Origin of the sequence: Halobacillus litoralis (assembly GCF_020524025.1) — a bacterium.
In the GTDB taxonomy this organism is placed as follows: domain Bacteria; phylum Bacillota; class Bacilli; order Bacillales; family Halobacillaceae; genus Halobacillus; species Halobacillus litoralis_D.
Genome location: NZ_JAIVKN010000001.1, coordinates 608445 through 634863, shown reverse-complemented (window position 1 = coordinate 634863; position 26419 = coordinate 608445). Strand labels below are relative to the sequence as shown.

37 protein-coding genes are annotated in these 26419 nt (G+C 40.0%); 12 read left to right on the top strand and 25 right to left on the bottom strand.

Annotation, left to right across the window (positions count from 1 at the left end; translation table 11 throughout):
• Position 1: 1 nt before the first annotated feature.
• The 9 genes from LC036_RS03455 to LC036_RS03415 form a co-directional block, all read right to left on the bottom strand.
• The gene (locus LC036_RS03455; RefSeq protein ID WP_226578267.1) at positions 2-928 is read right to left on the bottom strand and encodes an ABC transporter ATP-binding protein; all 927 of its coding nucleotides are present in this window, start codon (positions 926-928) and stop codon (positions 2-4) included.
• A 463-nt stretch (positions 929-1391) separates the two neighbouring features.
• Positions 1392-1919: a DUF2812 domain-containing protein gene (locus LC036_RS03450; RefSeq protein ID WP_226578264.1), complete on the bottom strand. Its 528-nt coding sequence runs from the start codon at positions 1917-1919 to the stop codon at positions 1392-1394.
• The gene (locus tag LC036_RS03445; protein ID WP_226578261.1) at positions 1912-2451 is read right to left on the bottom strand and encodes a DUF2812 domain-containing protein; all 540 of its coding nucleotides are present in this window, start codon (positions 2449-2451) and stop codon (positions 1912-1914) included. The genes LC036_RS03450 and LC036_RS03445 overlap by 8 nt, the downstream gene beginning before the upstream one ends.
• Positions 2448-2789: a PadR family transcriptional regulator gene (locus LC036_RS03440; protein WP_226578258.1), complete on the bottom strand. Its 342-nt coding sequence runs from the start codon at positions 2787-2789 to the stop codon at positions 2448-2450. Before LC036_RS03440 ends, LC036_RS03445 begins: the two co-directional genes overlap by 4 nt.
• A gap of 1052 nt (positions 2790-3841) precedes the next feature.
• Complete coding sequence (locus LC036_RS03435) at positions 3842-4684, bottom strand: nucleotidyltransferase domain-containing protein (protein WP_226578255.1); 843 nt, start codon at positions 4682-4684, stop codon at positions 3842-3844.
• A 154-nt stretch (positions 4685-4838) separates the two neighbouring features.
• Entirely contained in the window at positions 4839-5201 is a 363-nt protein-coding gene (locus LC036_RS03430; protein WP_226578252.1) for a hypothetical protein, read from the bottom strand.
• Positions 5202-5571: 370 nt separating this feature from the next.
• On the bottom strand, positions 5572-5997 hold the full coding sequence (locus tag LC036_RS03425; RefSeq protein WP_226578249.1) for a hypothetical protein: 426 nt from the start codon (positions 5995-5997) through the stop codon (positions 5572-5574).
• A 209-nt stretch (positions 5998-6206) separates the two neighbouring features.
• Entirely contained in the window at positions 6207-6689 is a 483-nt protein-coding gene (locus LC036_RS03420) for a DUF4188 domain-containing protein (protein ID WP_226578246.1), read from the bottom strand.
• Complete coding sequence (locus LC036_RS03415; protein ID WP_226578242.1) at positions 6689-7249, bottom strand: PadR family transcriptional regulator; 561 nt, start codon at positions 7247-7249, stop codon at positions 6689-6691. Before LC036_RS03415 ends, LC036_RS03420 begins: the two co-directional genes overlap by 1 nt.
• 327 nt (positions 7250-7576) lie before the next feature.
• Between LC036_RS03415 and LC036_RS03410 the strand changes: the two genes are divergently transcribed.
• Positions 7577-7870 (top strand): hypothetical protein, encoded by a 294-nt coding sequence (locus LC036_RS03410; protein ID WP_226578239.1) that lies wholly within the window; start codon positions 7577-7579, stop codon positions 7868-7870.
• A 71-nt stretch (positions 7871-7941) separates the two neighbouring features.
• On the opposite strand, the gene LC036_RS03405 is transcribed toward LC036_RS03410, so the two are convergent.
• The 3 genes from LC036_RS03405 to fadH form a co-directional block, all read right to left on the bottom strand.
• Positions 7942-8217, bottom strand: coding sequence for a hypothetical protein (locus LC036_RS03405; RefSeq protein ID WP_226578236.1), 276 nt, complete (start codon positions 8215-8217; stop codon positions 7942-7944).
• Between the two features lie 310 nt (positions 8218-8527).
• Positions 8528-8725 (bottom strand): DUF2197 domain-containing protein, encoded by a 198-nt coding sequence (locus LC036_RS03400; protein ID WP_226578234.1) that lies wholly within the window; start codon positions 8723-8725, stop codon positions 8528-8530.
• A 15-nt stretch (positions 8726-8740) separates the two neighbouring features.
• Positions 8741-9508 carry a 2,4-dienoyl-CoA reductase gene (gene fadH / locus LC036_RS03395; RefSeq protein ID WP_226578231.1) on the bottom strand — a complete coding sequence of 256 codons (768 nt, stop codon included), beginning with the start codon at positions 9506-9508 and terminating at the stop codon, positions 8741-8743.
• A gap of 150 nt (positions 9509-9658) precedes the next feature.
• Here fadH and LC036_RS03390 point away from each other — a divergent pair, with 150 nt between their 5' ends.
• The 4 genes from LC036_RS03390 (at position 9659) to LC036_RS03375 (ending at position 12000) form a co-directional block, all read left to right on the top strand.
• On the top strand, positions 9659-10522 hold the full coding sequence (locus LC036_RS03390) for a metallophosphoesterase (protein ID WP_226578228.1): 864 nt from the start codon (positions 9659-9661) through the stop codon (positions 10520-10522).
• 94 nt (positions 10523-10616) lie between these two features.
• Entirely contained in the window at positions 10617-11171 is a 555-nt protein-coding gene (locus LC036_RS03385; RefSeq protein WP_226578225.1) for an SCO family protein, read from the top strand.
• A gap of 69 nt (positions 11172-11240) precedes the next feature.
• A complete protein-coding gene (locus LC036_RS03380) occupies positions 11241-11711 on the top strand; it encodes a YkyB family protein (RefSeq protein WP_226578222.1) in 471 nt (156 codons plus the stop codon).
• Between the two features lie 79 nt (positions 11712-11790).
• Positions 11791-12000, top strand: coding sequence for a hypothetical protein (locus LC036_RS03375; protein ID WP_226578219.1), 210 nt, complete (start codon positions 11791-11793; stop codon positions 11998-12000).
• 136 nt (positions 12001-12136) lie between these two features.
• Here LC036_RS03375 and LC036_RS03370 read toward each other — a convergent pair whose 3' ends face one another.
• From LC036_RS03370 to LC036_RS03345, 6 genes are all read right to left on the bottom strand, one after another.
• Positions 12137-13045: a chemotaxis protein gene (locus tag LC036_RS03370; protein WP_264188070.1), complete on the bottom strand. Its 909-nt coding sequence runs from the start codon at positions 13043-13045 to the stop codon at positions 12137-12139.
• Between the two features lie 149 nt (positions 13046-13194).
• Positions 13195-13395 (bottom strand): PLDc N-terminal domain-containing protein, encoded by a 201-nt coding sequence (locus LC036_RS03365; protein WP_226578217.1) that lies wholly within the window; start codon positions 13393-13395, stop codon positions 13195-13197.
• A gap of 63 nt (positions 13396-13458) precedes the next feature.
• On the bottom strand, positions 13459-13866 hold the full coding sequence (locus LC036_RS03360; protein ID WP_226578213.1) for a hypothetical protein: 408 nt from the start codon (positions 13864-13866) through the stop codon (positions 13459-13461).
• 152 nt (positions 13867-14018) lie between these two features.
• Positions 14019-14726, bottom strand: coding sequence for a DNA alkylation repair protein (locus LC036_RS03355; RefSeq protein ID WP_226578210.1), 708 nt, complete (start codon positions 14724-14726; stop codon positions 14019-14021).
• 263 nt (positions 14727-14989) lie between these two features.
• Positions 14990-15844, bottom strand: a complete 855-nt coding sequence (locus LC036_RS03350) for a patatin family protein (RefSeq protein ID WP_226578207.1) — start codon at positions 15842-15844, stop codon at positions 14990-14992.
• A 111-nt stretch (positions 15845-15955) separates the two neighbouring features.
• Complete coding sequence (locus tag LC036_RS03345; protein WP_226578204.1) at positions 15956-16105, bottom strand: FbpB family small basic protein; 150 nt, start codon at positions 16103-16105, stop codon at positions 15956-15958.
• Positions 16106-16214: 109 nt separating this feature from the next.
• Here LC036_RS03345 and LC036_RS03340 point away from each other — a divergent pair, with 109 nt between their 5' ends.
• Entirely contained in the window at positions 16215-17369 is a 1155-nt protein-coding gene (locus tag LC036_RS03340; protein ID WP_226578202.1) for an aminotransferase A, read from the top strand.
• 157 nt (positions 17370-17526) lie between these two features.
• On the opposite strand, the gene LC036_RS03335 is transcribed toward LC036_RS03340, so the two are convergent.
• Positions 17527-17697, bottom strand: a complete 171-nt coding sequence (locus LC036_RS03335; protein ID WP_226578200.1) for a Spo0E family sporulation regulatory protein-aspartic acid phosphatase — start codon at positions 17695-17697, stop codon at positions 17527-17529.
• A gap of 290 nt (positions 17698-17987) precedes the next feature.
• Between LC036_RS03335 and lepB the strand changes: the two genes are divergently transcribed.
• The gene (gene lepB / locus LC036_RS03330; RefSeq protein ID WP_413229821.1) at positions 17988-18515 is read left to right on the top strand and encodes a signal peptidase I; all 528 of its coding nucleotides are present in this window, start codon (positions 17988-17990) and stop codon (positions 18513-18515) included.
• Positions 18516-18560: 45 nt separating this feature from the next.
• Here the strand turns inward: lepB and LC036_RS03325 are convergent, their stop codons facing one another.
• From LC036_RS03325 to LC036_RS03315, 3 genes are read right to left on the bottom strand one after another with little or no spacing between them, the layout of a single operon-like run.
• On the bottom strand, positions 18561-18704 hold the full coding sequence (locus tag LC036_RS03325) for a YvrJ family protein (RefSeq protein WP_226578196.1): 144 nt from the start codon (positions 18702-18704) through the stop codon (positions 18561-18563).
• A 59-nt stretch (positions 18705-18763) separates the two neighbouring features.
• The gene (locus tag LC036_RS03320) at positions 18764-18976 is read right to left on the bottom strand and encodes a DUF2922 domain-containing protein (protein WP_226578195.1); all 213 of its coding nucleotides are present in this window, start codon (positions 18974-18976) and stop codon (positions 18764-18766) included.
• Between the two features lie 15 nt (positions 18977-18991).
• Positions 18992-19216 (bottom strand): DUF1659 domain-containing protein, encoded by a 225-nt coding sequence (locus LC036_RS03315; protein WP_226578193.1) that lies wholly within the window; start codon positions 19214-19216, stop codon positions 18992-18994.
• 1013 nt (positions 19217-20229) lie between these two features.
• Here LC036_RS03315 and LC036_RS03310 point away from each other — a divergent pair.
• The 5 genes from LC036_RS03310 to LC036_RS03290 all read left to right on the top strand — a co-directional run bounded on the left by LC036_RS03310 (position 20230) and on the right by LC036_RS03290 (position 24621).
• A complete protein-coding gene (locus tag LC036_RS03310) occupies positions 20230-21000 on the top strand; it encodes a carotenoid biosynthesis protein (protein WP_226578189.1) in 771 nt (256 codons plus the stop codon).
• Positions 20981-21667, top strand: a complete 687-nt coding sequence (locus LC036_RS03305) for a lysophospholipid acyltransferase family protein (protein ID WP_226578186.1) — start codon at positions 20981-20983, stop codon at positions 21665-21667. The genes LC036_RS03310 and LC036_RS03305 overlap by 20 nt, the downstream gene beginning before the upstream one ends.
• Positions 21664-22773, top strand: a complete 1110-nt coding sequence (locus LC036_RS03300; protein WP_226578183.1) for a glycosyltransferase — start codon at positions 21664-21666, stop codon at positions 22771-22773. The genes LC036_RS03305 and LC036_RS03300 overlap by 4 nt, the downstream gene beginning before the upstream one ends.
• Positions 22749-24239 (top strand): phytoene desaturase family protein, encoded by a 1491-nt coding sequence (locus LC036_RS03295; RefSeq protein ID WP_226578181.1) that lies wholly within the window; start codon positions 22749-22751, stop codon positions 24237-24239. Before LC036_RS03300 ends, LC036_RS03295 begins: the two co-directional genes overlap by 25 nt.
• 199 nt (positions 24240-24438) lie before the next feature.
• Positions 24439-24621 carry a hypothetical protein gene (locus LC036_RS03290; RefSeq protein WP_226578179.1) on the top strand — a complete coding sequence of 61 codons (183 nt, stop codon included), beginning with the start codon at positions 24439-24441 and terminating at the stop codon, positions 24619-24621.
• A gap of 284 nt (positions 24622-24905) precedes the next feature.
• Here LC036_RS03290 and LC036_RS03285 read toward each other — a convergent pair whose 3' ends face one another.
• The 3 genes from LC036_RS03285 to LC036_RS03275 all read right to left on the bottom strand — a co-directional run bounded on the left by LC036_RS03285 (position 24906) and on the right by LC036_RS03275 (position 26256).
• Positions 24906-25325: a VOC family protein gene (locus LC036_RS03285; protein ID WP_226578177.1), complete on the bottom strand. Its 420-nt coding sequence runs from the start codon at positions 25323-25325 to the stop codon at positions 24906-24908.
• A 168-nt stretch (positions 25326-25493) separates the two neighbouring features.
• Positions 25494-25979: a GyrI-like domain-containing protein gene (locus LC036_RS03280; RefSeq protein ID WP_226578174.1), complete on the bottom strand. Its 486-nt coding sequence runs from the start codon at positions 25977-25979 to the stop codon at positions 25494-25496.
• Between the two features lie 103 nt (positions 25980-26082).
• Entirely contained in the window at positions 26083-26256 is a 174-nt protein-coding gene (locus LC036_RS03275; RefSeq protein ID WP_226578171.1) for a Fe3+ hydroxamate ABC transporter substrate-binding protein, read from the bottom strand.
• Positions 26257-26419: the final 163 nt, after the last annotated feature.

Here is a 26419-nt window from a genome sequence, read left to right as displayed (position 1 = left end):
TTCACATCCCTCCACTCTTCTTTAGATTCTTCTCTGTAGCGACCCCCACGAATATCTCATGCAAGGAAGTCCTATCAATCGTCATTTCTTGAATAGCAGATTCATTTGGAATATGACTAATCCATGTGGGGATATGAACATCTCTGTCCAAATATAGTACCGTTTTACTTCCATCCCTCTCAACATTTTGAACAAATGGAAGACCTGTAAAGAGAGAAGCTTCATTCTCCCCGATAATTGTACACTTGTAATTTGAATATTGCTCCTTGACTTCTTCCATACTTCCTTTAATAACTGTTTTCCCCTTATGTATAAGCAGTAAGTCATCCGCAATTTCTTCAATAAGATTCATTTGATGAGAAGAAATTAAGATAGCAGTACCATTGTCAGCCAGTTGCCTTATTTCTTGTTTAAACACATCTTGACTCACTGGATCCAGACCAGAGAAAGGCTCATCCAGAATTAAAAGTTCAGGTTCATGAATGATTGAAGCAATAAACTGAGCTTTTTGTGCCATCCCTTTTGATAATTCTTCAACCGACACTTTGTCTCTTCCTTCCAAGCCAAACTTCTTCAAATAATCAAGCGCTCGGGCTTTAGCCTTCTTCTTGGGGTAATCTTTCAAATCTGCAAAGTAAAGGATTATATCCATGATTTTTACATTTTTGTACAATCCTCTTTCCTCAGGTAAATAGCCCACTTTCTCATGAGGAACCCCATGTTCTGGATAACCTTGATACTGTATGCTTCCTTCGTCCGGTTGCATAATTCCCATCATGCTCCGAATAGTCGTCGATTTACCAGCTCCATTCGGGCCAAGGATTGCCGTTACCATTCCTCTCTTAACGCTAAAAGAGATATTCTTAACAATTTGCTTATCTTTATAGGACTTGCCGAGTTTTTCAACGGACAGAAGTGTTTGTTTCATTTTGATCTCCCTTTCTTTTTCTCTATATAACCATTTACATATAAAACAAGAAATCCATTTCATAATTTCCTTTATTTGAGTGTTAAATTTTATGTTATTCTCACGTTAAATCAGGATGTTCTTTCAACCATTCGCTGATATGTACTTAGAGCACTCCAATGACTTCTTAATAAGAGCTATTTTCAACAAGAAAAAATATGGTTTTAGTTACTTGGGTGATTGATTTCTTTTCACTCCATAGATTTTATTGAATTCCCAATACTGACCTACCATACCTAAATGAACCCCTGTTTATAATATCCTATTTCATAGAGGACTCTTCCTCGTTTTTAAAAAGTAACTTTAAATCCGGCATCTCAAAGTCCATAGTTGCTGTTGAAAATAGAATCGTCCTATCCAGCCAATCTACAAGTTCCTCCATAAACACCCACTCTCTTAACGCACTAGGGGGAGAGAACTTTTTCTAAAAATCTTTTTGCAAATTCCTCATTTTCCACCTTACTCTCACAATCGCATACAAGTAGATACCGATTAGAAACACATATATCCATTTAAAAATACTTACGAATGATGAGTGAGAATTGTTCGGTTCAATGATGGTCAGAAAAATCGCCACGGTCATTAGAAATATTGGAATCAAGAAATTCACCAGTGATTTATATTTTTGAGATTCAGAAGAACGATCCGAGTATATTTCAGGCTCTTCTTCTGAAGCACTCTTCATCTTTCTAAAATAGTGCCATCCGTGAAAACGATCGACATGCTCCCATCCCGCATCTTCAAATAACGTTATGTACTCTTCTAAGTCATGGTCAGAGGAAGCTTTATAGTCTAATTTATATACATAACCCACAGGCTCCGATCTATGAAAGGTGTATAAACCGAATTGGAACTTCGAGAAAAGCAAGCCTTGCTCAGCCATCTCCGTCAGCCATTTTTCTTCCGCTTGATCCTGCCAGGCAAAGAACAATCTGAATATACGTTTATTCATTTTCCTCATCCTTTTTCAATTTACTCAATTTATATTGGTACCCGACATACGGCATACCCGAGAATATGAATACGATCATTGTTAGGAATCCTGTCCAAATCAAGACCTCTCCCATTATGCTCGGCATACTTCCAGAGTTTCCCAGGGAAAATAGAAGAATCGTGGCAATCAAAGAAGGCAAGGCAACCCGGCCAGTATTCTTTTTTTCCACTTCGTATTTATCCAGTGTTGTCTCGTGGTCTGAGTAGATCGGTTTGGTGCCTTCCGCAGCTGAAAATACGTGTATGTAATCCACCCCACTACACACATGAGTCCAGCCCGCCTGTTCGAAGTAAGCAAAGTATTCGTCATCTGGATTCTTGTTATAATCGGCCGCAAATGACAGGTCCTGTTCCTCCCCTTTTTTCAACAAAAAACCGAACGGAGCGAATCGGTCCAACACCCACCCTTGTTTCGCGTAAGATCTTAATTTCCCCATATCCTTCTCTTCTCCAAAAGCAAGACCCCTCGACATAACGTATTTCTTTTTCATCCTGATTTGTCACCTTTCTGATTCAAAACTTGTTTCGCATGCACAATCATGCGTTCTCTTCTTTGAATATCTTTTTCCAACAGATGGAGTCCCGTGTTTGTGGCAATGTACGTTTTTCGCTTTCCTTTTCCATCTCCGTACAGTTCAATCAATCCAGCCGATAACAGCTTCTTAATGGTCGTGTACATAGACGCTGGACCGATCGAAAAACCGCCTTCTGTCAGCTCTTCGATGTTTTGCATGATCAAATACCCATGCCTTGCTTCGACAAGCGACAGCAAAATATAAAAGGATGTATCGGTGAGCTCACCTGTCTCTAATGAGTCATTTCTCGCCATATTCATGCTCCTTATGTTTTATATCATTAAATGATATATCGTTAAATAGACTATATCGTTTAGTGATATAAATGTCAATGCATTTCCAGGAACAATTTTCCTTATTAGCTCCACCATCAGTTAGGGTTTGCCATTCGTCTGCTACTTGGTGTTGAGATTCCCATGAATTTGATCAACTTTTTTTCAACACCACTACTTTCACTTTCATAGAACCTATTATTATGGCTAATCCAACGAACAACTCTAATGTGTATTTGGGTGGTAAAAACATTGGTTCAATACCAGTGTTTGATTCATTTTATAGGGACCGCTGCGAAGCAAACAGCAAATACATAAAATCTTATTAAACAGAAGGCTCTGTTAAAGTTTAGTGTTGGTATAATACAAAAAAAGAACTCCCAATTTTATGGAAGTTCTTTTTTTGTATTTGGCTGATTCAACTAAAGCCCCCGATATGTGAAGACTTGATTTCGAGTGTTTTCGAGAACTAGAGCATCTCCTCCATTAAGGCCCTTTAATTAAAACTTAAAAGGAATCATCCACTCCTACTTAACTTAAAAAGTCTAAATACAGTTAGAAAAATAAAACAAACTTTTATTATTATGCAAATAACTTAAAGCTACCATAAGCAGCTAAAAATAATGAAACAACTAAATAGAAGTATCCCTACTTGTCTTTATTCCTCGAGAAACTATTCCAGCCTACTATTAGACAGTTAATACCTCCAACAATCAGAACGTAAGGTAATAGTTCTATTGGGTGAGTAATAAAAGCAAAAATTATAAAAGCTAGACTAAGAAGACCGAATATTTTTTCGACTTTCATCCATCCACCTCCCTATCCCCTTATTGTTTCAAAATTTACAATATTAAACAAACCGGTGAATACTTAAGATTATCTTTAAACCTAGTCTTCAACTAACCTACCCAAATCATTAAAAAGGAGGCAATTCTTCTGGTAAAGAATTGCCCCCGTTTTTATAAGACTTGAATTCGAGATAACTTTGTTTTTTGCACCTCAATTTTATATAAATAGAAACAGTAACTATATTATCAAAGTGGTAGATGTATCTCCCTTGTTGGGTTATAAACTTCGAGCCACTTTTCTGTTTCCTGCTCTATCCAATTCCCAAAGTGATCCAAGAATTTCAATATTTCTTCTGAGCTTGATAAGGGATTGATTGCATACCAAAGGGCTGTTCTCATCTCTTGCTCTTTTTCAGGATAATGCTTCGAAAATAGTTCATAAGCTGGGAATAAATCTCTTGTATATGACTGTTCTTGAACAATAACAAGCGCACCACCAGCCCTCACAATAATTCTCATGATCCATGAACAACAATCTTTAATGTCCTCAATGTCGTCATTACCTATTAAATCATGCTTGGCTTTATCAATCAGAGATGTTAGGTGGATGAGGTGTTCATTCGCCAAGGAGCTGTTGGGTTTATAATTAGGGAGCTTGCTTATTAGGTTTTCGCCATAAACACAAATACCATAAGTTTTTAGAATGAAAGGAATCATGGAGCAATAATGGGACTCCTCAACCTCACTTAAAGGGCTGAATCCTATTTCTACACCGTTAATAAAAGAGAATTTCTTATCAATAAATTTTTCAGTTCCCTCTACCCAATCAAGGTCAAATTCTTCAGGATTAGAATAGGTCACGATTATTACGTCCACATCCGATACACCTTCAATGTCTAACCCTCTTGGCACAGAACCTCTTATGTAAATGCTGTGAATTTCCTTTGGTAAAGCAGCAAGACAGGTTTCGTTTATAAGTTGGATAACTTCCCGAAATTTATTATTGATTTTATTGTGATCAGACTGGTTTATGATATAGCCTTTCTCGTCTAAAGAACATAAAGATCCTATTTCTTTAATTTCCGTCATACTTATAAGTCCCCATTTCTTTTCTGATGTTATTTATTCATAATCTTTCACTTACAAAAAGCACAAGTCTTATTAAAGATTTGCCCCCGTTAGTTGAAGACTTGAATTCAAGATAAACTCAATAAGACCCTTTAATATATTTATTAGTGAAATATCACGGTAAAGGGTAATCTATGACTTCTAGGATTAAATATACTATTCCAACTAAAATAAATGGAGCGAGTGTAACTAGACAAATAAACAAAAACTTTTTAACTTCTTGCTTAGGAATTAACTGTTTTACTCTTTTACTAAACAACCAAATCAAAAATAGAATAATGCCAGCAATTCCTAAAAAGTACCCGCTAACATATTCTGGACTCTCACCAGTTAATTCAATAAGATAAATCCCGGTTATGATACTGAAAATTATAACTGTTGATATGATCGCTTTAAATTTCCACAGCCACCACATTATCCTAAAGTGCTTTATACCTTCTCTAAAGTCACCTCTTACCACTTCTAATTTTCCCTTCACATATTCGATAAACCTTTTAATCGTATATCCCCCTCCTTTTTCTCTTCACTCTCATACCTTTAATACCAAATAAGTAATGATAATTCCAGAAGCTCACTCTAAGTGTGGATTCTAACATTAGATCAGTATCTATTACTTCAAGAAGAATATACCAAATGTTTTGGATATATAATTTACAAAAAATAAGGAGACGAATCTCTTTATTAAAGATTCGCCCCCGTTAGTTGAAGACATGAATTCGAGATATATTGAAGTAAATCCTAAATTAAGGCTACGTTGAGTACAACATGCCTACAGGAGACCGCTGTAGTGATTTTATTATAATCGTTTGAGCCTTATGTAAAAATTAGAAGTCTATATCCTCCCTGCCCTATGCTTGGATTGCTACTTTGTTTTTGGTAGATAAATACTTTCTTGAATAGTCATCTTCGTATATAATCTCGAGTCCAAATGGCGGTGCTATTTTTGAAGTTTTAGAAGCAAAATATTGTACTTTTCGAACTTGGCCACCCGAAAGTAATGAAGGCAATTCATTCTCAAGGAATATACCTGTATCTTCCCACTTTACCCCGTTAATTTTTACTTCATGAATATGTGCCGTGCTGCCTTCATTTTTAAAAATAAGATATTTTGATTTGGAACTATCTTCACGTTCTACCGTAATATTTGCTTTTGTCCCTTCAATTCGCTTTTGCTTTCTATCGTGAATTTCAATAAAGAATTTACTTACGTTCACCAGAAGTGCAAGAATCGCAACGAATAACGAAACTAGTGAAATAATGATTGCTGTTGTCAAAGAAAATTCCCCCTTCCGCATTTCTTACCTATCATTTTACAATATTAAAGGTTAAATTTGGTAAAAACTAACGAAGATTTCTAATTATGATATAAATTACAAGAGGCTTCTTATTCAAGTAACTTGCCCACAATTAAGCCGGGGGCAATTCTTTTGTTTCAGAATTGCCCCCGTTAGTTGAAGATTCAACTTCAAGATATTAAGATAATTCACCTTAGATTTTTAAAACGTTGGCGTGCGGTTCTAGAGGAATTTGTAATAGGTATATGCCCTAGAGCTTTCGCTAATCCGAACCTTGGCATATTCCCATAAATTGACTCAAATTGACTAGGTTTAATTAAATAGGTTTCATGGTAAATACCCACTGCATCAGTATTTTGGACTTTTTTATTAAAGTCTCTCCATGCTTTCAAATGTTTATCTCCTCTTGCATACCTTAATAAATCCTCTTCTGATTCCCAATATTGGACCATGAGTGTCGAACGAAAATTGAAGAAATTCTCCATAGTTAGAAATCCTAAATCATTGTTGCTGAAGAGCTCTCTAACCATAGCCGGCATTGCTAAGAATACAGGGAGCCATTTGTGTACCGCCCACCATTTGTTTATCCTCATACCGATCAGGAAGACAACAAATTCATTTCCATCCCTATTATCTACAGTAAATCTACCCTTAAAAACTTCTGCCCCCATCATTCTTCCTCCTCAAGATTCAGTAAAGTATCTTTTGTTTTTACACACCAGTCAATAGCTGCCTGAGTCGTACTAAGCCCATAATCTAGCGTAATAATCCAGAAAGGCGCATCCCTATGTTCACACGACTCAGTAAGGATCATTTTCTTAATACCTTCGTAGGTGCTATATCTCTCAAGAAGATTTTCATGATAGATTTCCATTTGTTTGATAGTTGTGGACTTGTCCTGTTGACGGCTAAAAAACAGCTTTAGAAGTAACTCATTTTTCTCTACGGGAAGTTCTTGTACAGGTTGTTTTAACCAATGCTTCAGCTCTTCTTCTCCAGATGAAGTTATATAGTACTCTTTCTTATCAGGCTTTCCTTCCTGAGACGTGTACTTCACCTCTGCATAACCTTTATCCACTAACATCTTTAATGAAGGATAAATTTGACCGTAGCTGATCTTCCAAAAATGATTTAAGCTGCCATCAATCATCTGTTTCATTGAATACCCAGTGTGATACCCCGTTGTTAAAAGGCCTAGCAATGCATATTGTGTGTAATTTTTCTGAGCCATAGCATACCCCTTAATATCTTTTTGATATATATCATTTTGATATGTTTAATTTATCAGATATTCAAATAAATGTAAATAAAAATGTAAACCCCTAAAGGAATTCCTTTAGGGGTCTACGCTAAAATTATATAGTATTGTTCGTTTATTGATTCAAGTCTTCCTAATAACCCTCCTTATCTAAAGAAGCAATTGATGATATTAAACAATCGCCCCCGTTTGCTTAAAACTCGAAATTGAGATATCTCTAAATAATAATATGGTACATCAAAAAACATAATAATCTAAAGACATTTTACAAATACTACCTTATTAAAAGGGGTGATTAAAATGAAAATGGCTCTTAAATTATTGTTAATTTGCTGTCTCTTAAGTGCCTGTTCAAACGACTTTCTTAAAGAACTAAGGGAGGAAGATATAAAGAAATATGGTATCTCCATAGAAATCGAAAAGCTCTTGAAAGTAGGTATAACTGGTGTTTCTGTAGATAAAGAAGGTAATATTCACTTTTATGTTTCTGAAATTAAGCCTGATACCAAAAAAATTATAGACGACGAATTAATTAATATATTCGGACAGAAATTTGATTATATACTTCATGAAGATAAGCAAATGTATCCCTAACCCTTAAAAGCAGTATTTAATCGACTTAACTTCACTAAAGCCCCCTTATCCTGAATAAGAAAAGAGCACATTTAATTAAAAGGATTTGTTATCCCCTTACTAATGAAGTATTCAATATTACCTTTAATCTCTGTAATAGTAGCCTCTTCATCCATATCGTAATTTTCCAATGAACCTTTTTTCTCTACTACATCCTCTTTTAAATTAATGAACAGCTTCATTAAGACTTTTTCATTTCTTAGGTCTACTATATTTACTTCACCATAATTGTTCGGAACATCAATCTTTACATAATCGTATTTAATCACTAAGCCTAGTGGAGAAAATGTAGTCCAATCTTCTTCCATCTTTCACCCTCCCAACGGAACTGCCTAATTTTTACATTCACCATAAAGAGTAGCAATCCTCTTAACAATTTACAATCCATGGATGAAACTATCTCGAAACTGAGTCTTCCACAATCCTGCCCGTTTCTTGAAAACTCAGTTTCGAGATAACTAAAATAAACAACAATATTTAACAGAGCCAAGTTATAAAAAAGCCCGGACTTCATTCGTAGAAGTCCGGGCTTTTTTGTGGGTGAATTTCGTAACAGTGTCAGTGGAATTAGTTTCTTACACCCATCCAATATAAAGCGCTTTCTAAAAAGGCGGTCATTTATCGTAAAAACCGATCATAACGATCTATAGTATCAGGATTCAGCCCTGTACTTGTCTGCGCGTCTTTCTGCATCGTCCGGTTACAGGTCTTACATACATAGGACGCTTTGGGGTTTTTACTTATCTTTATATACTGGGGATCAGAGCGATCAATTTGAAACGTCTGCTTACAAAAGAAACAATTGGTTTTCAGCACGTTTCTCCCTCCCTGTTAAAAAGGAAACTTATTCAGCCACTGGCCTCCATCGAGGGTGACAACTTCCCCGTTCATATAGGAGGCTTCATCAGAAAGAATGAAGTTCGCAAGCCCGGCAATTTCTTCAGGAGTACCAAGTCTTCCAAGGGGCACAGATCTAAGAGTGCGCTCGGCGGCTTTTTCAGATTGGAACAGTTTTTCAGCGCCACCGGTACGTTCAATCGGGCCGGGTGCAATCGCGTTCGCGCGGATGCCATATTTGCTTCCCCACTCCACAGCGAGCGTTCGAGTCATTGTAAGGACACCTGATTTCGCAGAAGCGGAATGAATGACACCGGCTCCTGAGTTCCATGCATAGGTAGCCACAATGTTAAGGATGGAACCTTTGATTTCATTTTCTATCCAATACTTCCCTACAGCCTGACTACAATAAAACGTTCCATTCAATACAATATTAATGACAGAATTCCATCCGTTTGGAGACAGCTCCTCTGCAGGCGCAATAAAGTTTCCTGCAGCGTTATTCACCAAGTGATCAATTCGACCAAAGGAATCAACGGTTTCCTGAACCATGCGTTTTGTATCTTCTACTTCACGGACATCCATCTGAATGCACAGGACAGCATCCTCACGCCCGCCGGCAATCTGTTTTTTTGCTTCTTCCAGTCGTTCAGCACTTCGACCTGTGATGGCAACTTTTGCCCCTTCTTCCACAAAGCGTTTCGCCATATGTAACCCCATACCGCTGGAACCGCCCGTTACAATAACCACTTGATTTTTCATATGTACATCCTCCTTTTTATCTCTTCTTTGTATACATTCCACAACCAGAAAATGAATTCCTGTTCATTTTACGAATAATTGTAAAAAAACAGCGTTTCCTTGAGGGGGTTTCGTGATATAATGGCGAAAGAATTTTAGAGGAGAGTGGCTATGAAATTGACCCGTCGGAAGTTTATTAAACAATCGCTGGCAGGCGCCGCCGGAGTTCTTGGGCTTAGTGCATTTGGATATTCCTATGCGCGTTATATAGAACCGCACATGCTAACCGTTCAAGCCCACACCATAGAAAATAGTAAAATTCCGCGCTCTTTTCATAATTTCAAAATCCTGCAATTCTCTGATACCCACCTCGGATTTCATTATGATCTGGATCAATTTGAATCCCTTGTCCAGCGAATGAATAAAGAAGAAGCCGAGATCATTGTTTTTACAGGCGACCTTGTCGATGAGCCGCAGACGTATGGATTCCCTCCGCGGCTAATTGAACTCCTGCAACGTTTGGACGCTCCGCTCGGCAAGTACTGGATCTATGGCAATCACGACCACGGTGGATATGGAACTGAGAAAATCCGCAGCGTGATGGAGAAGTCAGGGTTTCAACTTTTACAAAACGAACAAGTGCAGATAGAAAATGGGAACGAAGCGTTTACCCTTGCCGGTCTGGATGATGTCATGCTGGGGAGCCCTAAAATTGAAGAAACGCTCGCCGGTGTGCCGGAAGAATCCTTCACCATCCTCATGGTCCATGAACCCGATGTAGCTGACTACTATCAGCGGTACCCTATTGATGTGCAGCTTTCTGGTCATAGTCATGGAGGGCAGGTGCAGCTTCCTTTTATCGGATACCTTGTCACACCTCCTTATGCAGAAAAATATGTGGAAGGTCACTATCCTTTAGAACAGGACTTACAGCTGTATGTCAGCCGCGGAATAGGAACGACACGCCTGCCCTACCGCTTCCTGTGCAGACCGGAAATCTCTGTTTTTCAAATGAAAACAAGCGAAGAAAGATAAACAACTCTTACAGTTTTGTGACAGTTGAAAGGAAGTTCGGCGCAATGAAGATTCAGGTGCTAAACTAGGAATAACTTGAAGCTGGAGGAACAACATGAATGTTAAATTATGGACAGCTATACTCATAATCATACTCGTAACAACTGGATGCGGGTCCAAAGATATCGAAAAATTCGAGGCAGTCAATCAGCATGGAGAAAAGATTTCTCTTCCAGGTGCCTATGAAGGAGAGTATTGGGTTGCCGATTTTATTTTTACAAGCTGTACGACGGTCTGTCCTCCAATGACTGGAAACATGGCCCGCTTACAACAGCAGCTGAAACAGGAGAATATGGACGTGCCTCTTGTATCTATCAGTGTTGATCCTGTAAATGATACACAGGATGTGCTGCTCTCTTTTGCAGAAAAGTATGAACCTGATTATAACCAGTGGGATTTTCTTACTGGCTACACTTTTCAGGAAGTAAAAGAATGGTCGATTAAATCATTTCAATCTCCTGTAAAGAAAATGGAGAACTCTGATCAGGTTGCTCATGGAACAAGCTTCTTCCTCATCGACCCTGAGGGTAATATCTACAAAACCTACAGCGGGACGAAAGCGGAAAGTGTAAATGAAATTATTGAGGATATAAAAAAAAGAAAAGAATGATGTTTTATCTGTAAAATGTTGTAAAATAACAGACAGAGAACTATACTTGGATGGGAAAGGAGATCACAGATGAATGCCAATCACCTATCAAACCGAGAACTAGCCGAATCTTTATTTATTGTCAATCGTCATGCGAAAACGGCTCCTGAGCCAAAGCATTTGTATGATATAAAAAAACACACGATCGACAAACTCCTTAAAGAAAACCGCGCGAAAAAAGTCGGACTACATTTTTCCGACCACCCGAAATTCAGCCAGCAGCACTCGACCCTCCTGATTGAAATCGGCGGCTTTTACTTTCATATTCCTGCAAATAAAGAGGATTTTCAAGAACTTGAACACTTAGGGAAAGTCGACCAGTCCTACCGGAACCCCAAACCTAAATTGTCCCTGTCGAGAGCGAAGCGCAACCTGTATCACTACTTAAATTGGAAACCGCCTAAAAAGCAGGTTCATGCCTTTCAGACCACTGCGCAGCCAAGTATGCTGGGACAGCCTACACGCGCGCCTTGGAACCAGCGGCAAAGAAAGAGACCCTGACCATCGCGTATCCCCTCCTCTTTTCAGGTTTCAACTTTCTTAATAGAAGGAATGAGAAAACCAGAGGAGGTTGAGAATGATGTCGATGAATGAAATGGATGATTTTCTATATCATTTAAAAAAGTATATGGAATACACAACGGAAATGCGGTCTTCCTATGAACATTTATCAGATCGCGAGAAAAATTTAATTGTAGAATCATCTCCAACAAAGCAGGGCCCGGAAACATTATCTAAGCAGGCCTATGCCTGGCACGATGAATTATTTGACCGCCTGAATAAGAAATAACAAAATGCCGCTGACCTACAGCGGCATTTTGTATGTTCAGGGATTTGAATACTCGTAAAAAAATCTATTCCCTACATGAGCGTACCAAAGCTTCCATGCTGATTCTCAGCAGGAAGTTTGAGTAGACATCACCTGTCTATGAAAGAATATGCTGATCGATAATCTTAACAAGCTCGACGATTTCTGGTTTCGATACCTGAGCATCCGCCCCGACCATTTCACCTTTGTGTCTTAGATCTTCCGTAATCAATGAGGAAAAAATGACAACGGGAAGAGATTGGAACCGCTCATCCTCCTTTATTAAGCGCGTCAAGTGGTGACCATCCAGCTGCGGCATCTCTATATCGGTAATAATCAACTGGTACTCATCTTCCACGACCTTCCCTTCGGCAGAGATGCCTTCTAAATGATCATAGATTTCTTTTCCATTTTCAAAACTAACGGTATGTTCATATCCGGCTTCATGAAGGGTTTCCTGCAGCATCCCTCTCAGCATAGGAGAATCTTCAGCAATGAGAATTTTCTTCTGAGAACGTTCTCTCTCCCCTAATTCTCTCAGCTGGTCTTTATGAAGGCTGGACTCTGGATTTATATCAGCGACTACTTTTTCAAAATCCAATAACAGCAGCATTCCTTCGTTCATCTTAATGACTCCTGTGATCTGCCCTTCCAAACCTTGATACATTTTGTTTGGTTTTTCAATGTTCTTCCAGGATACCCGGTGTATTCGGGTGACCGTATGGACATGAAAAGCAATTTTGGTCTGATTGAACTCCGTTAAGATAAATTTATCCTGCTTTGGATTTGCCGAAGGCTCAAATCCTAAAGCATCCGCAACATCCAACACAGGTACAATCTCTCCCCGGATCTCCATAATTCCTTCCACTGATGGGTGGGAATGAGGGATTTTCGTTATGGGTTGAGGGTTTAGAATTTCTTTTACTTTTATCACATTGATCCCGAATCGATTTTCACCAATCTCGAATTCAACGATTTCCAGTTCATTTGTACCGCTTTCTAATAAAATTCCTTCATCTTGATACATAGCTATCGTCCTTCCTTAGATAGAGACTCTATTTTATATCGTCTTTAAAAGGTGAAAATTTAGCCCACCCGCATGTTTTCTATTTTTGGGGCAAACCTGGCATCCTAAAAAAATAAGGCTGCGGAGAAGGATCTCCACAACCTTATTCGTTAATCATTTCTAATAATCAAATAAACAATTAATCCGACAAGCGGAAAAAATAACGTCGCAATTAAGACAACTAAACTATACGCTGTACTTCTTCCTTTTCGTACAGCGTCACGGTAAGCCCATACGCTTGTAATAATGTTTAACACAAGCAGACCTATGCCGAATATAAAAAATAAAATAATGAAAAAGCCTAATTCCATGATGATCCTCCTCTATGTTCGCTTACATCCTTATATACGAAAGAAGGGATCATACGTTTCATCCTACGCTGCTTTTTTCTTATTTCGTTTCGAAAGTTTAACTACAAGCTTTTTAGCGGACTTGGCTCCTGCATAAAACAAACCAAAGCTGCTGATTGCCAACAGGCAAACCGACCAATAATAGAAGGGCAGCGCTGAAGAAGCATCAGACATCGCATAACGATCGACAAGCTGAAGAAAAACAAGAGCTAATAAAGCGGTCGCAAGATAGCTCGTTAATGTTTTCCAATGATTCAGCATCAGCCACTCGATCACCGGAGTAACCACCCACATAAGAGCCATCATAAAAATAAAAACGAGCGCAAACTGAACATACTCCTGTTTCAGCCCAAAAACATCCAACAAGTCATGGTTCAACAGCTTAATCGTCTCGTCTAGAAATGAAGCATCAAACCAGTCTAGAATATTCATATCAACGCACTCCCTGCCTGTTTATCTCCATTATAAACAGGAGCGGCTGTACTTAAACCTTTGCTCTGTTAACAAACCAGGACTTCCATGTTCAAAAAAGTCTTCTTTCCTATGAAAAATAAACTCCAGCATTTAGGAGGGTCTTAGAATTTTTAGGTCAGCTGTAAAAGCTCCGGATGTTTATTTTTTAACCATTTCAACCCTTCCCGCCTACTCAATGGGCGGCAGTCTGTCCGTTCTAAGAACTCGATGACAGCTGTTGGATTCGTCTTGCTGTATTCTCTTAAGGCCCAGCCAATCGCTTTTTCAATAAAAAATTCCTTTTCATCCTTCAAAACAGTGATTGTTTCAAATAACAGCTTCTCATCGGTATCACCTTTATATTTCAACTGATGGAGCACACTGGACCTTCTTACCCACATATCGTCATGGTGACGCCATTCCTCTGTATAGGGATGAAGCTTGTCTGGATACTTCTGAAAGTAAGCGCCACACAAATGAGAAGCAATCATATCAACGGTATCCCACCACGATTTTGTCATCAGTAATTCCTTGTAGACGTCAATCGCATGCTCCGGAGTTTTCTTTTTCCCTTTCTCTAATAAAGCGAGCGCCGCATACTGACATTCTCTTGCTGGTTTCTGAAAAAGTTCAAGTGATGCTTCTAAACGTTCTTCTTCTGTTATGTTTCGATATTCTTTTAGAATCGGAGCAAGGATTTGTTTTCTTTCCGGGGATTTAATTCCATAAAAGGAGAAATGATTCTTCATGTAAGCTTCCATTTGTTTCTGGTTCTCTTCGTTTTGATTAGCCGCCAGCGTCTGGTCCACTTCTTCAACAAAATCTGAGACTCTACTCATCTTCTTTCTTCCTCTCTTGAAATGTTTTCTACCTTCAGACCAGCCTTTTCAACTTCATCTGCTTCGGGGAATAAACACAATCTTTATTGATCAATAATTTCCTTCATCCTGATGTTTAATTTGATAGGTATTCTTTTTGAAGCATTCCTTCTATTTTATGTATCGTTTGAACATGCTGATTTGTGCTTCCTAAAATAGATGATCATAAAAAGGCTGGGGAAACCCCCACCATCAAGCTTCCCCTTTTCATTCTAATGGTTGATTCACTCTGTTTTAAGAAAATTCTCCAGTTGCTTTAACTGAGACTGGGCTTCCTCATACCCTTGGGTGTAAAGATTGTGCAGTCTCTGTCTATTACGTTCTATACGGCTGACTTTCAAAGGTTCCTGCGGACGGATGACAAAAGCGGAACCATCCTCTTCGGCTTGTTTTACCTTTTGCAGCTGATCGTTGTAATAAAGGTGACGGTCCAGTAAGGTTTCAGCAAACTTTGGAAACTTCCTATATTTCCGGTTGAAATACCAGCCACCTTTCACTCTTCCTTTTATGTATCCGTCATTCCTGGTCAGAACGATGACCTGTTTTTTATTGCCATGATCAATGGATGTCTGAATGGGGATGGGGTCGGAAATCCCTCCATCCATCAAGTCCCGGCCGTCATACCGGATGCTTGGTGCGACCATTGGCAGGGAACTGGATGCACGTATAACCTTTAAAAGGCTTTCCCGATTTGGAAACTCATCATAGAAAACCGGGCTTCCTGTCTCCATGTCCGTTGTCCCTACAACGAAACGCGTCGTTTGCTTTTGAAAGGCTTCATAATCAAACGGAACAAGCTGATTCGGAAGCTTATCAAATATGAAATCCATTCCAAACAATTGACGATGAGTGAGCATTCGCTTATAGGAAATGTACTCCGGATGATCGCCGTATTCAACAATGACTTTATAATTTCTGCCCCGCTGCCTGGCTACATAGGAACTCCCGTTGCAGGCACCTGCTGATGCACCTACCACATAAGGGAGATGAATGCCTTCATCCAGAAAAAAATCCAGAACTCCAGCTGTATAAGCCCCGCGCATCCCGCCACCTTCAAGTACTAACCCGACATTTTCCATTTTATCCACCCCTGTCTATCTAAATAAATCCTTTCATATATTCTGACACTTTCTCCTTGGAATGTAAAAAAACAACCACTTCTAGGCGGTTGCTTTTTAGGTGTGTTATCATCAGCTTACATAAGCATCGGAGTTTATTCTTTTTGTATGTTTTTCATCTATTTGTCTTTCAATTTTTTCGATAGCTTCTTGATCTTGTAACAGCTGTTCTTTGTTACGATCAACTAAGTCTTCAAAAGATATACGGTGAATTGACCTCATATTCCTACTCCTTTCAACGGCTTATTTCGAATTATAACAAAATTCAGTCACTTTATGCACTTAAATTGTTTGAACATTTTGTTAACTTTATGTAAAGAGGAGAGAATTTATGGAACACTTAATCAACCCGACAGTCAAAAATATTGAAATATCAGGAATCCGCCGTTTCTTCAACATGGTGAGTCACTATAAAGACGTCGTTTCGTTAACAATCGGCCAGCCTGATTTCCACACACCTGAAGCGATTAAAGAAGCAGGAATACAGGCGATTCAAAACAACGAAACAGGCTATACCCACAACGCAGGCATGCTTCCGTTAAGAGAAGCTATCCAGCATCATGTAGATAATGAGTTTGGATTAAAATACCAGGCGGAAAGTGAAATTATTGTAACTGTAGGGGCTTCTCAGGCACTTGACATCACATTGCGGACCATTATTCAGCCGGGGGATGAAGTTCTCCTTCCAGGACCTGTCTATCCAGGGTATGAACCTTTGATTCGATTAGCAGGCGGCATTCCCGTATTTGCCGACACGACTCAGCACGGATGTAAACTAACAAGTGACTTAATCGAGTCTCATATTACTGAAAGAACAAAAGCAGTCATCCTGCCGTATCCATCAAACCCAACAGGTGTCTCGCTAACAGAAGAGGAACTAAAAAATATCGCCGCTGTGTTAAAGAAGCACCGTCTTTTCCTTTTAGCCGATGAAATTTACAGCGAGCTTGTTTATGAGCGTCCGCATACATCTATTGCTTCCTTTACGGAGGTCAGGGATCAAGTCATTGTAATCAACGGCGTCTCCAAATCCCACAGCATGACAGGATGGCGTATCGGATACCTGTTAGCTCCAGAATGGCTCAGTCGTCACATTCTGAAAGTGCATCAATATAATGTTTCCTGCGCTGCATCCATCAGTCAACACGCCGCTCTTGAAGCATTGACAAACGGCAAAGACGCCTCAGAATCCATGCGGAAAGCCTACAACAAGAGACGTACGTATGTGTGCAGCCGCCTTAAAGCGATGGGGCTTGAATACGCTCAGCCGGATGGAGCTTTTTATATATTCCTTCGTTTTCCGTTAGGTGGAAAAACAACAATGGAACGCGCAGTTCAACTCGTAGAGGAAGCAGGGGTGGCCCTCGTACCGGGTGATGCGTTTTCGGAATACGGCAAAGGATATATGCGTCTCTCTTACGCTTACAGTGAAGAAACATTAAAGGAAGGACTGGACCGATTAGAGACGTTCATCAACAAGAATTAAGACAAAAAAGGAACTTCCGGATTATCCGGAAGTTCCTTTTTCACTCTATGCCAATTCTACTTCAAATACATTTACGTAAAAAATATAAAAGTTATACTAAAGACATAAATTCATATATGGACCTTGAAAGAAAAATTGATGGAACGATTTCCTACCCTCAACAAACAGGTGTCTTTTGGTCTTGAAGTTCATTTAATAATGCATCCAATTCCTGACTAATCTGCACGGATTCAACGCTGGAAAATCCTTTTTCCAGAGCAACTTCCGTCATTTTTTTCCGCAAATATTCCACTCTCGTTAATTGAGGATCTTTGTCGGTCAGTTGCACGTTCGACTACCTCCTGACATGTTCATTCTTTAGTAGATCGTAATTCTAGAATAAAAAAGAATGTGTGTTCGTATGAGCTTGACCACGTTTCAAATTATCTCAGTGTTCTATCTGTTTGTAAAGAAGATTGATAAAAGTTCTCTTAATTCGACAAAACGAAGACAGCCCGCTCCATTTCCCTCCTTCTTTTCATGTTACATCTTCGTTAAATTGTAACCCATGACCCTTTTCTTTCTTTATGGTTATGGTAAAATGTATACGAAATATTCTATGTTCATCGAGAAAGGAAGATGAGATTGTCTGAGCAATCAAAAAACGAATGGCTGGAATGGTTGAAAGCTATTGCCGTTGCCATTACGCTGGCATTCATTCTAAGAACGTTCTTTTTCGCTACATCTATTGTCGAGGGTGCTAGTATGGATCCAACCCTTCAGAACGGTGAACGAGTGATGTTCAATAAGATTATTTATTATATAGACGAACCCGAACGCGGAGATATCGTGATTATCGAACGACCTGTAAAAAGTTATGTCAAACGAATTATCGGCCAGCCCGGCGACACAATAGAAATAAAAGACCACCAGTTATACGTCAATGGAGAACAGCAGACGCAGACCTATCTAAGTGAAGAAGCCGTATCCGGCACCCGTGATTTTGGTCCTGTTGAGGTACCTGAAGGAAAATATTTTGTCATGGGTGATAACCGTTCTATAAGTAAAGACAGCCGAAACGGTCTTGGTTTTGTTAAAGAAGAAGAAATCATCGGGCGTACGGAACTCATTATCTATCCATTTAAACAATGGGGTCTGACCCAGTAATATATCCAGCAAAAGATCCAGCCTGCATAGCGGGCTGGATCTTTTTTATTTCGTCGAAACCACTTTATCTGGTATTTGATGGAGTGTTTCAATCAGCTGATCGAGCTTCCCTTCAATCCGGTGCAGTAAATAAAAGGTCACCGCTACAGGAAAACCAACATCGGCGATAATCGATAACCACGTTTCCAAAACTCTCACTCCCTTCCCATATAGAAGAAAGCCGCTATAGACAATAGCGGCTTTTCCAGTTACAAGGTGACTTCAAAAACGTTGCGTTCGACGATTCGTGCCTCTTTCTTTTGAACCAGCTCACCACCTGCTGAATAAAAAGGCGCTTGTGCGATGATTTCATCCATCGCCGTGTTAATGAGAGCAGGATCTGCCGGCTCTACCGGGTCGTCTAAAGTGATTGTCACTACTTTTCCTTCTTCATTTAAAAATTTCAGCTCCAGCTTTTTCAATTACGTTCCCCTCCTTTAGATCTCAGTAATTACAGATCGGTCATCACGAGCGATGTCCATCAGCATGTGCTGCTGTAAGACAGCTAGTGCCTGAGCTACGCTGTGCAGCTGCTCATCGGTTGCATTTGTTTTTACATTGTTGAACGTTTTGCGTTTGTACAAGATATTTCCTTCTGCATCCTGTCCCTCGGATAATACAAGTTGTAGACGAGTATCTACGAGTTGACTATTAATCGCCATGTCTTTCACCTCCTCTCACTTCTATAATCGAATGGGAGGAGAGAAAAGTGTCGGAGAAAGATGATTTATTTTAAAAGCTCTGTTTCTGTTAAAGTTTCGTGTTGTTTTTTCACACGAGCTTTAAGGAACTCCTTCCGCCACAGGAGTTGTATAAGGAGGCTTGGGAAAGACGGAAAGGATCATGCCCCCGTAGGACGAAGAGTCCAAGGAGGCTCAGGAAAGCGGACAGTTTCCCCTTCTCCCCCAACCTCTCATTAAGATAACGGGCCAAGGCCGCTATTCCAGAAAAGAAGAATTGGTAAAAAGAGTTCTAAAAGTCAACACTCGACTTTAGCAGAGCTATATAAAAAAAGATCAATCTCGAGTTTGGAGAAGTTTGCCTGAGGTAACGTTCATTCACAGGATGAGCCGCTTTCAACGATCGTATGCTGAGCCTCCACAGGAGACGAAAGGTTTTAGTGAGTCTGGGGGTTAATAAAAAACAAAGTCTCCTTGGTTATAAGCAGTTTTTTCAAATAAAAAAGTTCGAGGGCCGGCTTGTTACAGCCTGCTTCTCGAACTTTTTCGTTATGATATGCTTGTTCCGTTAAGTATTAACCGTGGTCAAATACGCAAAGACCAATCAACCCCACCATGACAATAATACTGACAACATTCATCACGATTTCCATTCATGATCCACCCCTCTCTATAGCTCCCATTTTAGCAAAAAAAGAATAAGTCTGCTGACGATATTTTAAGATTCTGTCCACTTCTTTATACATGTTAGCCATTCCCCTATACGACGAAGGCAAACCTCGCTTGTAGATACAGCCGATAACATTTCTTACTTACACCAGCAGCAGGGCTGTCCAGCACTGGAAATGAAAGACAAAGGTCCGTTCCCCTGACAAAAAAAGGACCGATCGTTAGCCAGGGCTTTTTTCGTTTATTTTACTCAGCGATGAGGTATGATGAAATGGAATGAATCAATTTTTATACATAGGATGTCCAACATGGAAAAGAGGTGCTGAATGGCGACTTATATTTTTCGTTTTTTTATCTTTTGGTACATATGCGGAGTAGTTTTAGTTACGTTTAACCTCCTTCCTCCCTGGCTGGAGTGGGCCAACAGCGTCTTTTTAATAACGGCGGGAATAGTAGCCGGGATTTACTTCACTGAACTCTACGGAAAGTGGCAGGGTGTGCTGTACAGCCTGATGATTATTGTTGTCAGTATTTATATCGAGCACCTTGGCGTAGCCTACAACTTTTTATTCGGTTCTTATGATTACACACAGAACTTCGGCTTAAAAATTGCAGACACCCCGATCACCATTGGGTTTGCCTGGCTTTTAATTATCGGGTGCTCCCACGAAATAGCCCGGGTCATTTCACACGGACTGCCGCGCCTCCTCCATCTGCTGGTGTTTGTGTTCATTGGTTCTCTTTGTGCGGTAACGATTGACCTTATCCTTGATCCTGTATCATTTAAAGTAAAGGAGTACTGGATATGGGAGGGGCCGGGTGTTTATTATGATATTCCATTCTCTAACTTCATGGGGTGGTTTCTTGTCGCAGCCCTGTTCCACTTGATTTTTATTCTTTGGCACCCCGTGAGGAAAGAGAATACGGAGGTCTGGTCTAAACGAATGGCTCTTGTGTTCGGCCTGATTATTTTCATGTTTATCTGTATCGCTTTTAATGGAGAACTGTATTTCTCCATTATTCTTGTAAGCTGCCTGACTGTCATTTGGTACGGCCTTTATTTTTGGAGGAATTCTTATGTTTCAGAAAGCTCATAAGCGGCCCTTCATAGAGTGGGGGTTCAGCCGCTTTAACCGACTTTTTTTACGGGCGCATTTTTCAACGATTTATTTCGATCCGCCTGCCACTACCTCAAATCGCAGCACATTATTTTTAATCAATCACTCGACCTGGTGGGACCCTTTGTTTATTTATTACATGAATGACCAGCTTATCCACTCGGATGGCTATGGGATGATGCATGAAGACGGGATCCGCCGCTTTCCTTTTTTCAAAAGCATCGGGGCCTACTCTGTGAACAGTGAAGATAAAAGACATATGATGGCTTCATTAAAATACAGTATCGAACTGCTGAATGCTGGAAAAACAGTCTGGATTTTCCCCCAGGGAGAGGAACAGCACCTTGAGAAGCGCCCGCTACAATTTTTTTCTGGAATCAGTTACCTTGTTCAAAAGTGTCCAGACATCGATGTTGTACCCGTTTCGCTTTACTATTCGCTCGAACATTCAAGAAAACCCAACGCTTATCTTAAGGTGGGAGACCCTGTAGAGAAGTCAAGCTACCGTCAGCTGAATCGAAAACAGATGACAACCCTTTTTGAAAAGGTGTCCACTGATCAGCTGGATCGACTGCGCAGCAAAGTCATTCAGGAGGACCATGAGACATTTATACGATTGCATGGAAAGGCCGGGGATGACCAATGAACCTATTTGCATTACTAATTCTCATCACCATCCTGATAAATTTATGGACGGTGTGGAACAGCTTATTTTTATATCCTCTGAAGAGAAATGGAACGTCAAAGAATGATGCATCCGTATCTCTTCTCGTTCCTCTAAGAAATGAGGCGGACAATGTAGATGGATTAATGGATTCCCTTATGGCCCTTACGTATCCGAATGTAAAAGTTGTCCTGCTTGACGATCATTCAGAAGATGGGACATATAATAAATTAAAAGCACGTGCAGGAGAAGACCCCCGTTTCCGCGTGATCCAGGGCAGACCGCTTCCAGAAGGATGGAACGGGAAGGTTCATGCCTGCCATCAACTTTCCAAGGAAGCTGACGGAGACTATTTTTTCTTCTTAGATGCTGACGCGCGTGTGGCTTCTGATATTATCCAATTGACCATCGAAACAATGCAGAAAAAAGATGCGGCCATGCTGAGCGGATTCCCAAATTACCCGAACAATCATTTTCTAGGCCATATGCTCGTTCCCTTACAACATATGGTTGTCCTTCTACACCTGCCTTTATTTATGGCTAACAGGACTACAAAACCGATGTTCACAGCTGCCTGCGGTATTTTTATTATGATTGAAAAAGAGGCCTATGAGGCTATAGGAGGGCATGAATCGGTCAAAGGTTCTCTCGTCGAAGATGTTCATCTTGCCCGGGAAGTGAAACGGCATGGGTATAAAATGATTCTTGCCAATATCACCTCCTCCGCGCTTTCCTATATGTACGACAACGCGGAAGAAACATGGGGAGGGTTCAAAAAGAATCTGTATACAGGGATCGGACGCTCAACCATAATGGTTTTATTTCTCACTGTCTTTTACAGCATCGTCTTCCTTCTGCCAGGTCTTTTCGCTGTTTATGCTATTTTTTCCGGCTCATTCTTCTGGCTTCTGCCTTACCTTTTGACCGTCTCATTTAAAATGTATGTGGATGCCAGAACCGGCCACCCCCTTTGGCTGTCCTTCTTTATTCCTGTCTCAGCTGTTCTGTTGATCAGTATGATGTGGTCGTCCATGCTGGTTCATAAAAGAGGAAAAAGCTACCAATGGAAAGGCAGGTCGTATCAATGAAAATTGCTATTGTAGGAGGTGGTCTCGGTGGATTATCTGCCGCGATCACTCTCGCCAAAGAAGGCGCAGATGTAAGACTGTTTGAACAAAACCGTCACTTTGGAGGAAAAATGATGGCTGTGGACGAACAGGGCTATCACTTTGACTTCGGTCCCAATACCATCACCATGCCGGATGTTTTCCGTGACGTAGTGAAACAGGGCGGCCTTCATCCCGATGAAGAACTCCCGTTTGCTAAAATCACACATCATACACGAAATGAATTTAAAGATGGCATGGTTTTTGATTTTTCCACAGACAAAGCGTATATGAAAGAACAGCTGGCAATGGTTGATCCAAAGGGGTACCGCCATTACGATTCTTTTCTTGAGGAAATCGAACGCCTCTATGAGATGTCAGAAAAACATTTTCTTCACCGGACGTTTTCCGGGTTTAAGGACTACCTTTCACCAACACTCGCCAGAAGCATGACTCAAGTACGTCCCCTTGAATCAATGAATCACTTTTTCAAAAAATATTTCTCTCACCCAAACATTATTCAGGCATTGAACCGCTACTCCACCTATATCGGTTCCAACCCTTATCAGGCTCCGGCAACCTTCAGTATGATTGCTCATTTAGAGTGGAATGACGGGGTCTTCTTTGTTCGTGGAGGAAACACAAAAATTGCCGAAAGTTTCGTCAAAGCAGCGGAAAATGTCGGGGTTCACTTGTACAGCGGAACGAAAGTAACCCATATATACAGCTCCAAAGGGTCTGTTCAGGGAGTGGAAACTAGTGAAGGGGATTATTATGAAGCCGATCATGTGATAGTAAACGGTGATCTTCTTCACGCAGTACCGGAACTGATTCATGAATCTGAGCGTTCGAAAATGCCGGATAAAAAGCTTCAATCCATGGACCCTTCGATCTCTGCCTTTGTCGTTATGGCTGGACTGGATACTAAAATCAGCCGGTTAAAGCATCACCATCTTTTATTCTCCCATGATTATAAAAGAGAATTTAATGTGTTGAAACATGGGTATTATGCAGATGATCCTACCATTTATCTATGTACATCATCGAAATCAGACCCTTCTGTTTCTCCTGAGGGAGATAACTGTTTTATCTTAGTCAACGCACCAGCTCTTCCCAACCATCAGTTTGACAAAGAAGCATATAAATCTCATATTTATGATCTTCTTGGAGAAGCCGGACTACCAATAAAACACCACATTCGTTACGAGAAAGTGATGGATCCTCATGATATCAAGAACACATTCGGAGCCTATCGGGGATCCTTGTACGGCCCTTCCTCCAACAGCCGGATGCAGGCGTTTATGCGTCCTTTTAATAAGTCACAGGATATGGATGGCCTCTGGTTCTGCGGTGGAAGCACCCACCCGGGTGGCGGATCGCCGATGGTTGTTTTAAGCGGTCAGAATGTAGCCAATCAGATTCTAGGGAAGATTGTTCATATTGAATAGCTCTCCGGCCGCCTCATTTCTTTGAAACAATGAAAAGCCCGCAGGCATAAGTCTGCGGGCTTTTCTGTATCAAAAAGAATGGATACCGGTATCCCTCCCTTTTCCTGGTAACCCTTGAAAGACCTCATTTTCCAATATTTGTTTATTTCACCACGTTGGGGGTAAAGAATACAAAACAAATTCTTAGGAGGCAGGGACAGTGAGTCAAAAAGCAAAATTGATCATTGTAATCATTTTAGGACTTGTTATTGCGGGCTTTCTTATTAACGACTTTATGACGGGAAATACATCATACCGGACGGTTAAGGGCATTGGTGGGATCGGAGTGATCGGCTATCTTATTTATACTTTTTTTTCAAGGAAGCAGGAGAGCAAATTATAGACAGGGCTTTTTAATGCTGGGTAGATAAGGGAGATTTCATGTAAAGATTTTCGAAGGTATTGGCAGGATTGTTCTTTATTTATTTTCTGACAGGGTGCTTTGCTGAGGATTATGATGTGGGTGTACCAACGGCTCATTTGTATTGTAAAGCAGATGATCCCCTCCACCTGTACAGTTACAAGAAGCCAATGTCATATGGAATACAGCAAGCGGAGATGTTTCCAAGAGGGTTGAAAATAGATAGGGAATCTTTTGTATCTACTATTCAAAAGTACAGTTCCAATTTAATCTGAGATTAGAAATTTCTCTTTGAAGATAGGACTAAGTTCACTCCAGACATCGAATTTATTACCATCGGGATCATAAAAAACAAAATTCCTGCCCGCGTGTCCGCGGTTCTCCACGTCTCCTACCCGGATTTTCTTCTTCAAAAAATCTTTGTGAAGGGCTTCCAATGCACTAAGCCCATTAACTTCAAAAGTGAAAGAAAAACGCTCTTTTCCGTAGGTATCAATAAAATTAGAAGTTTGATTTTCACCGGCCTTTACTAAAAAAATACTTAGATCAGCCAAGTTGATGATGGCTTTGTCCTCATCCTGATAGTTTAACTCTGCACCTAATTGATGTACATACCATTCCGAAGATAAATTTACGTTCGTAACAGGGATGTAAGTCGTTCCAATCCTCCATAACTTCTCTCCCATTTCCTGATCTCCCTCCATCGCTAAAAAGCTTGTTAGAAATTTGTACTGATGTTCAATAATGAATCGTTTAAGGATAATTCCCTCATCTGAAAGCCTGATATTAATGTGAATTTTTATATGGAGGACGACTCATATCTCATCATCCTGATTTTCATTTTTTATTTGTCCCTACAAAATCGAATCGTTTAACTCCACCAGCACATGAGAAGGATCTTCTGGTTTGTTGTGCTTATGATAAATTTCTAAATTCCAAGTATGGTTCGAACGTGTGTAACCTTCTTTTTCTATCCACCTATGTAAATCTTCATAACCAGCTTTGATTTCTCTGTTCGGTCCGCTGTGAAGGATAGCTGCGTACGTCTGCGGGGGAATGGTTAAGGTAGTCATACCTTGTGGAATATCTTCATATTTACTGACCTGCGCACCAATCCAGTACCCATCTTCTTCTGGTGTGGATTCTTCAACAACAAAAGCTCCTATTTGTTTACCGGAATTCATCACATGGTTTATTTCTTTCGTTCTTTCTTTTAATAATTGAGCCGCTTTTGGGATTTCCTTTATGTATTTTTCACCTTCACACACGACTCGATAACCAACGATTTTCACCTCTCCTATATCTTTAATACCTTTTGATGTTATAATTCCTTCCTTCATATTGTTCGCTCCTCACATGGAATTTTGGCTGCTTTAATATCATCTAAGGTTCCGTAGATAGGTGCTGGTATGTATGTCTTAAACAGTCGTTTCTGTCATATAACTATTCCATTTTACTATTAAAGCACTCTTCACAAATAAATGTACCTTCATTTCTTAGATATGCCTTAATTTCTGTAAAACCTTTCCGCTTAGGGTAACGCATTTTCACAAAAACAACATCCTCCTCTTTTATTTCTTTTTCACAATACGTGCACTTAGGTTTATCCCACAACATCAAATTTCCCCCCATAAAATTCTTCCTAATAACTATACGAACATCCAACTATAAAGTTCCTATTATTTTCATGATGAGTAAGTTAAAAAACAGGATCCATACAAGATAATCGAAACCTCCCCGTCTCCCCGGGATTACAAACTTAAGCAGAGGTCCCAAAATG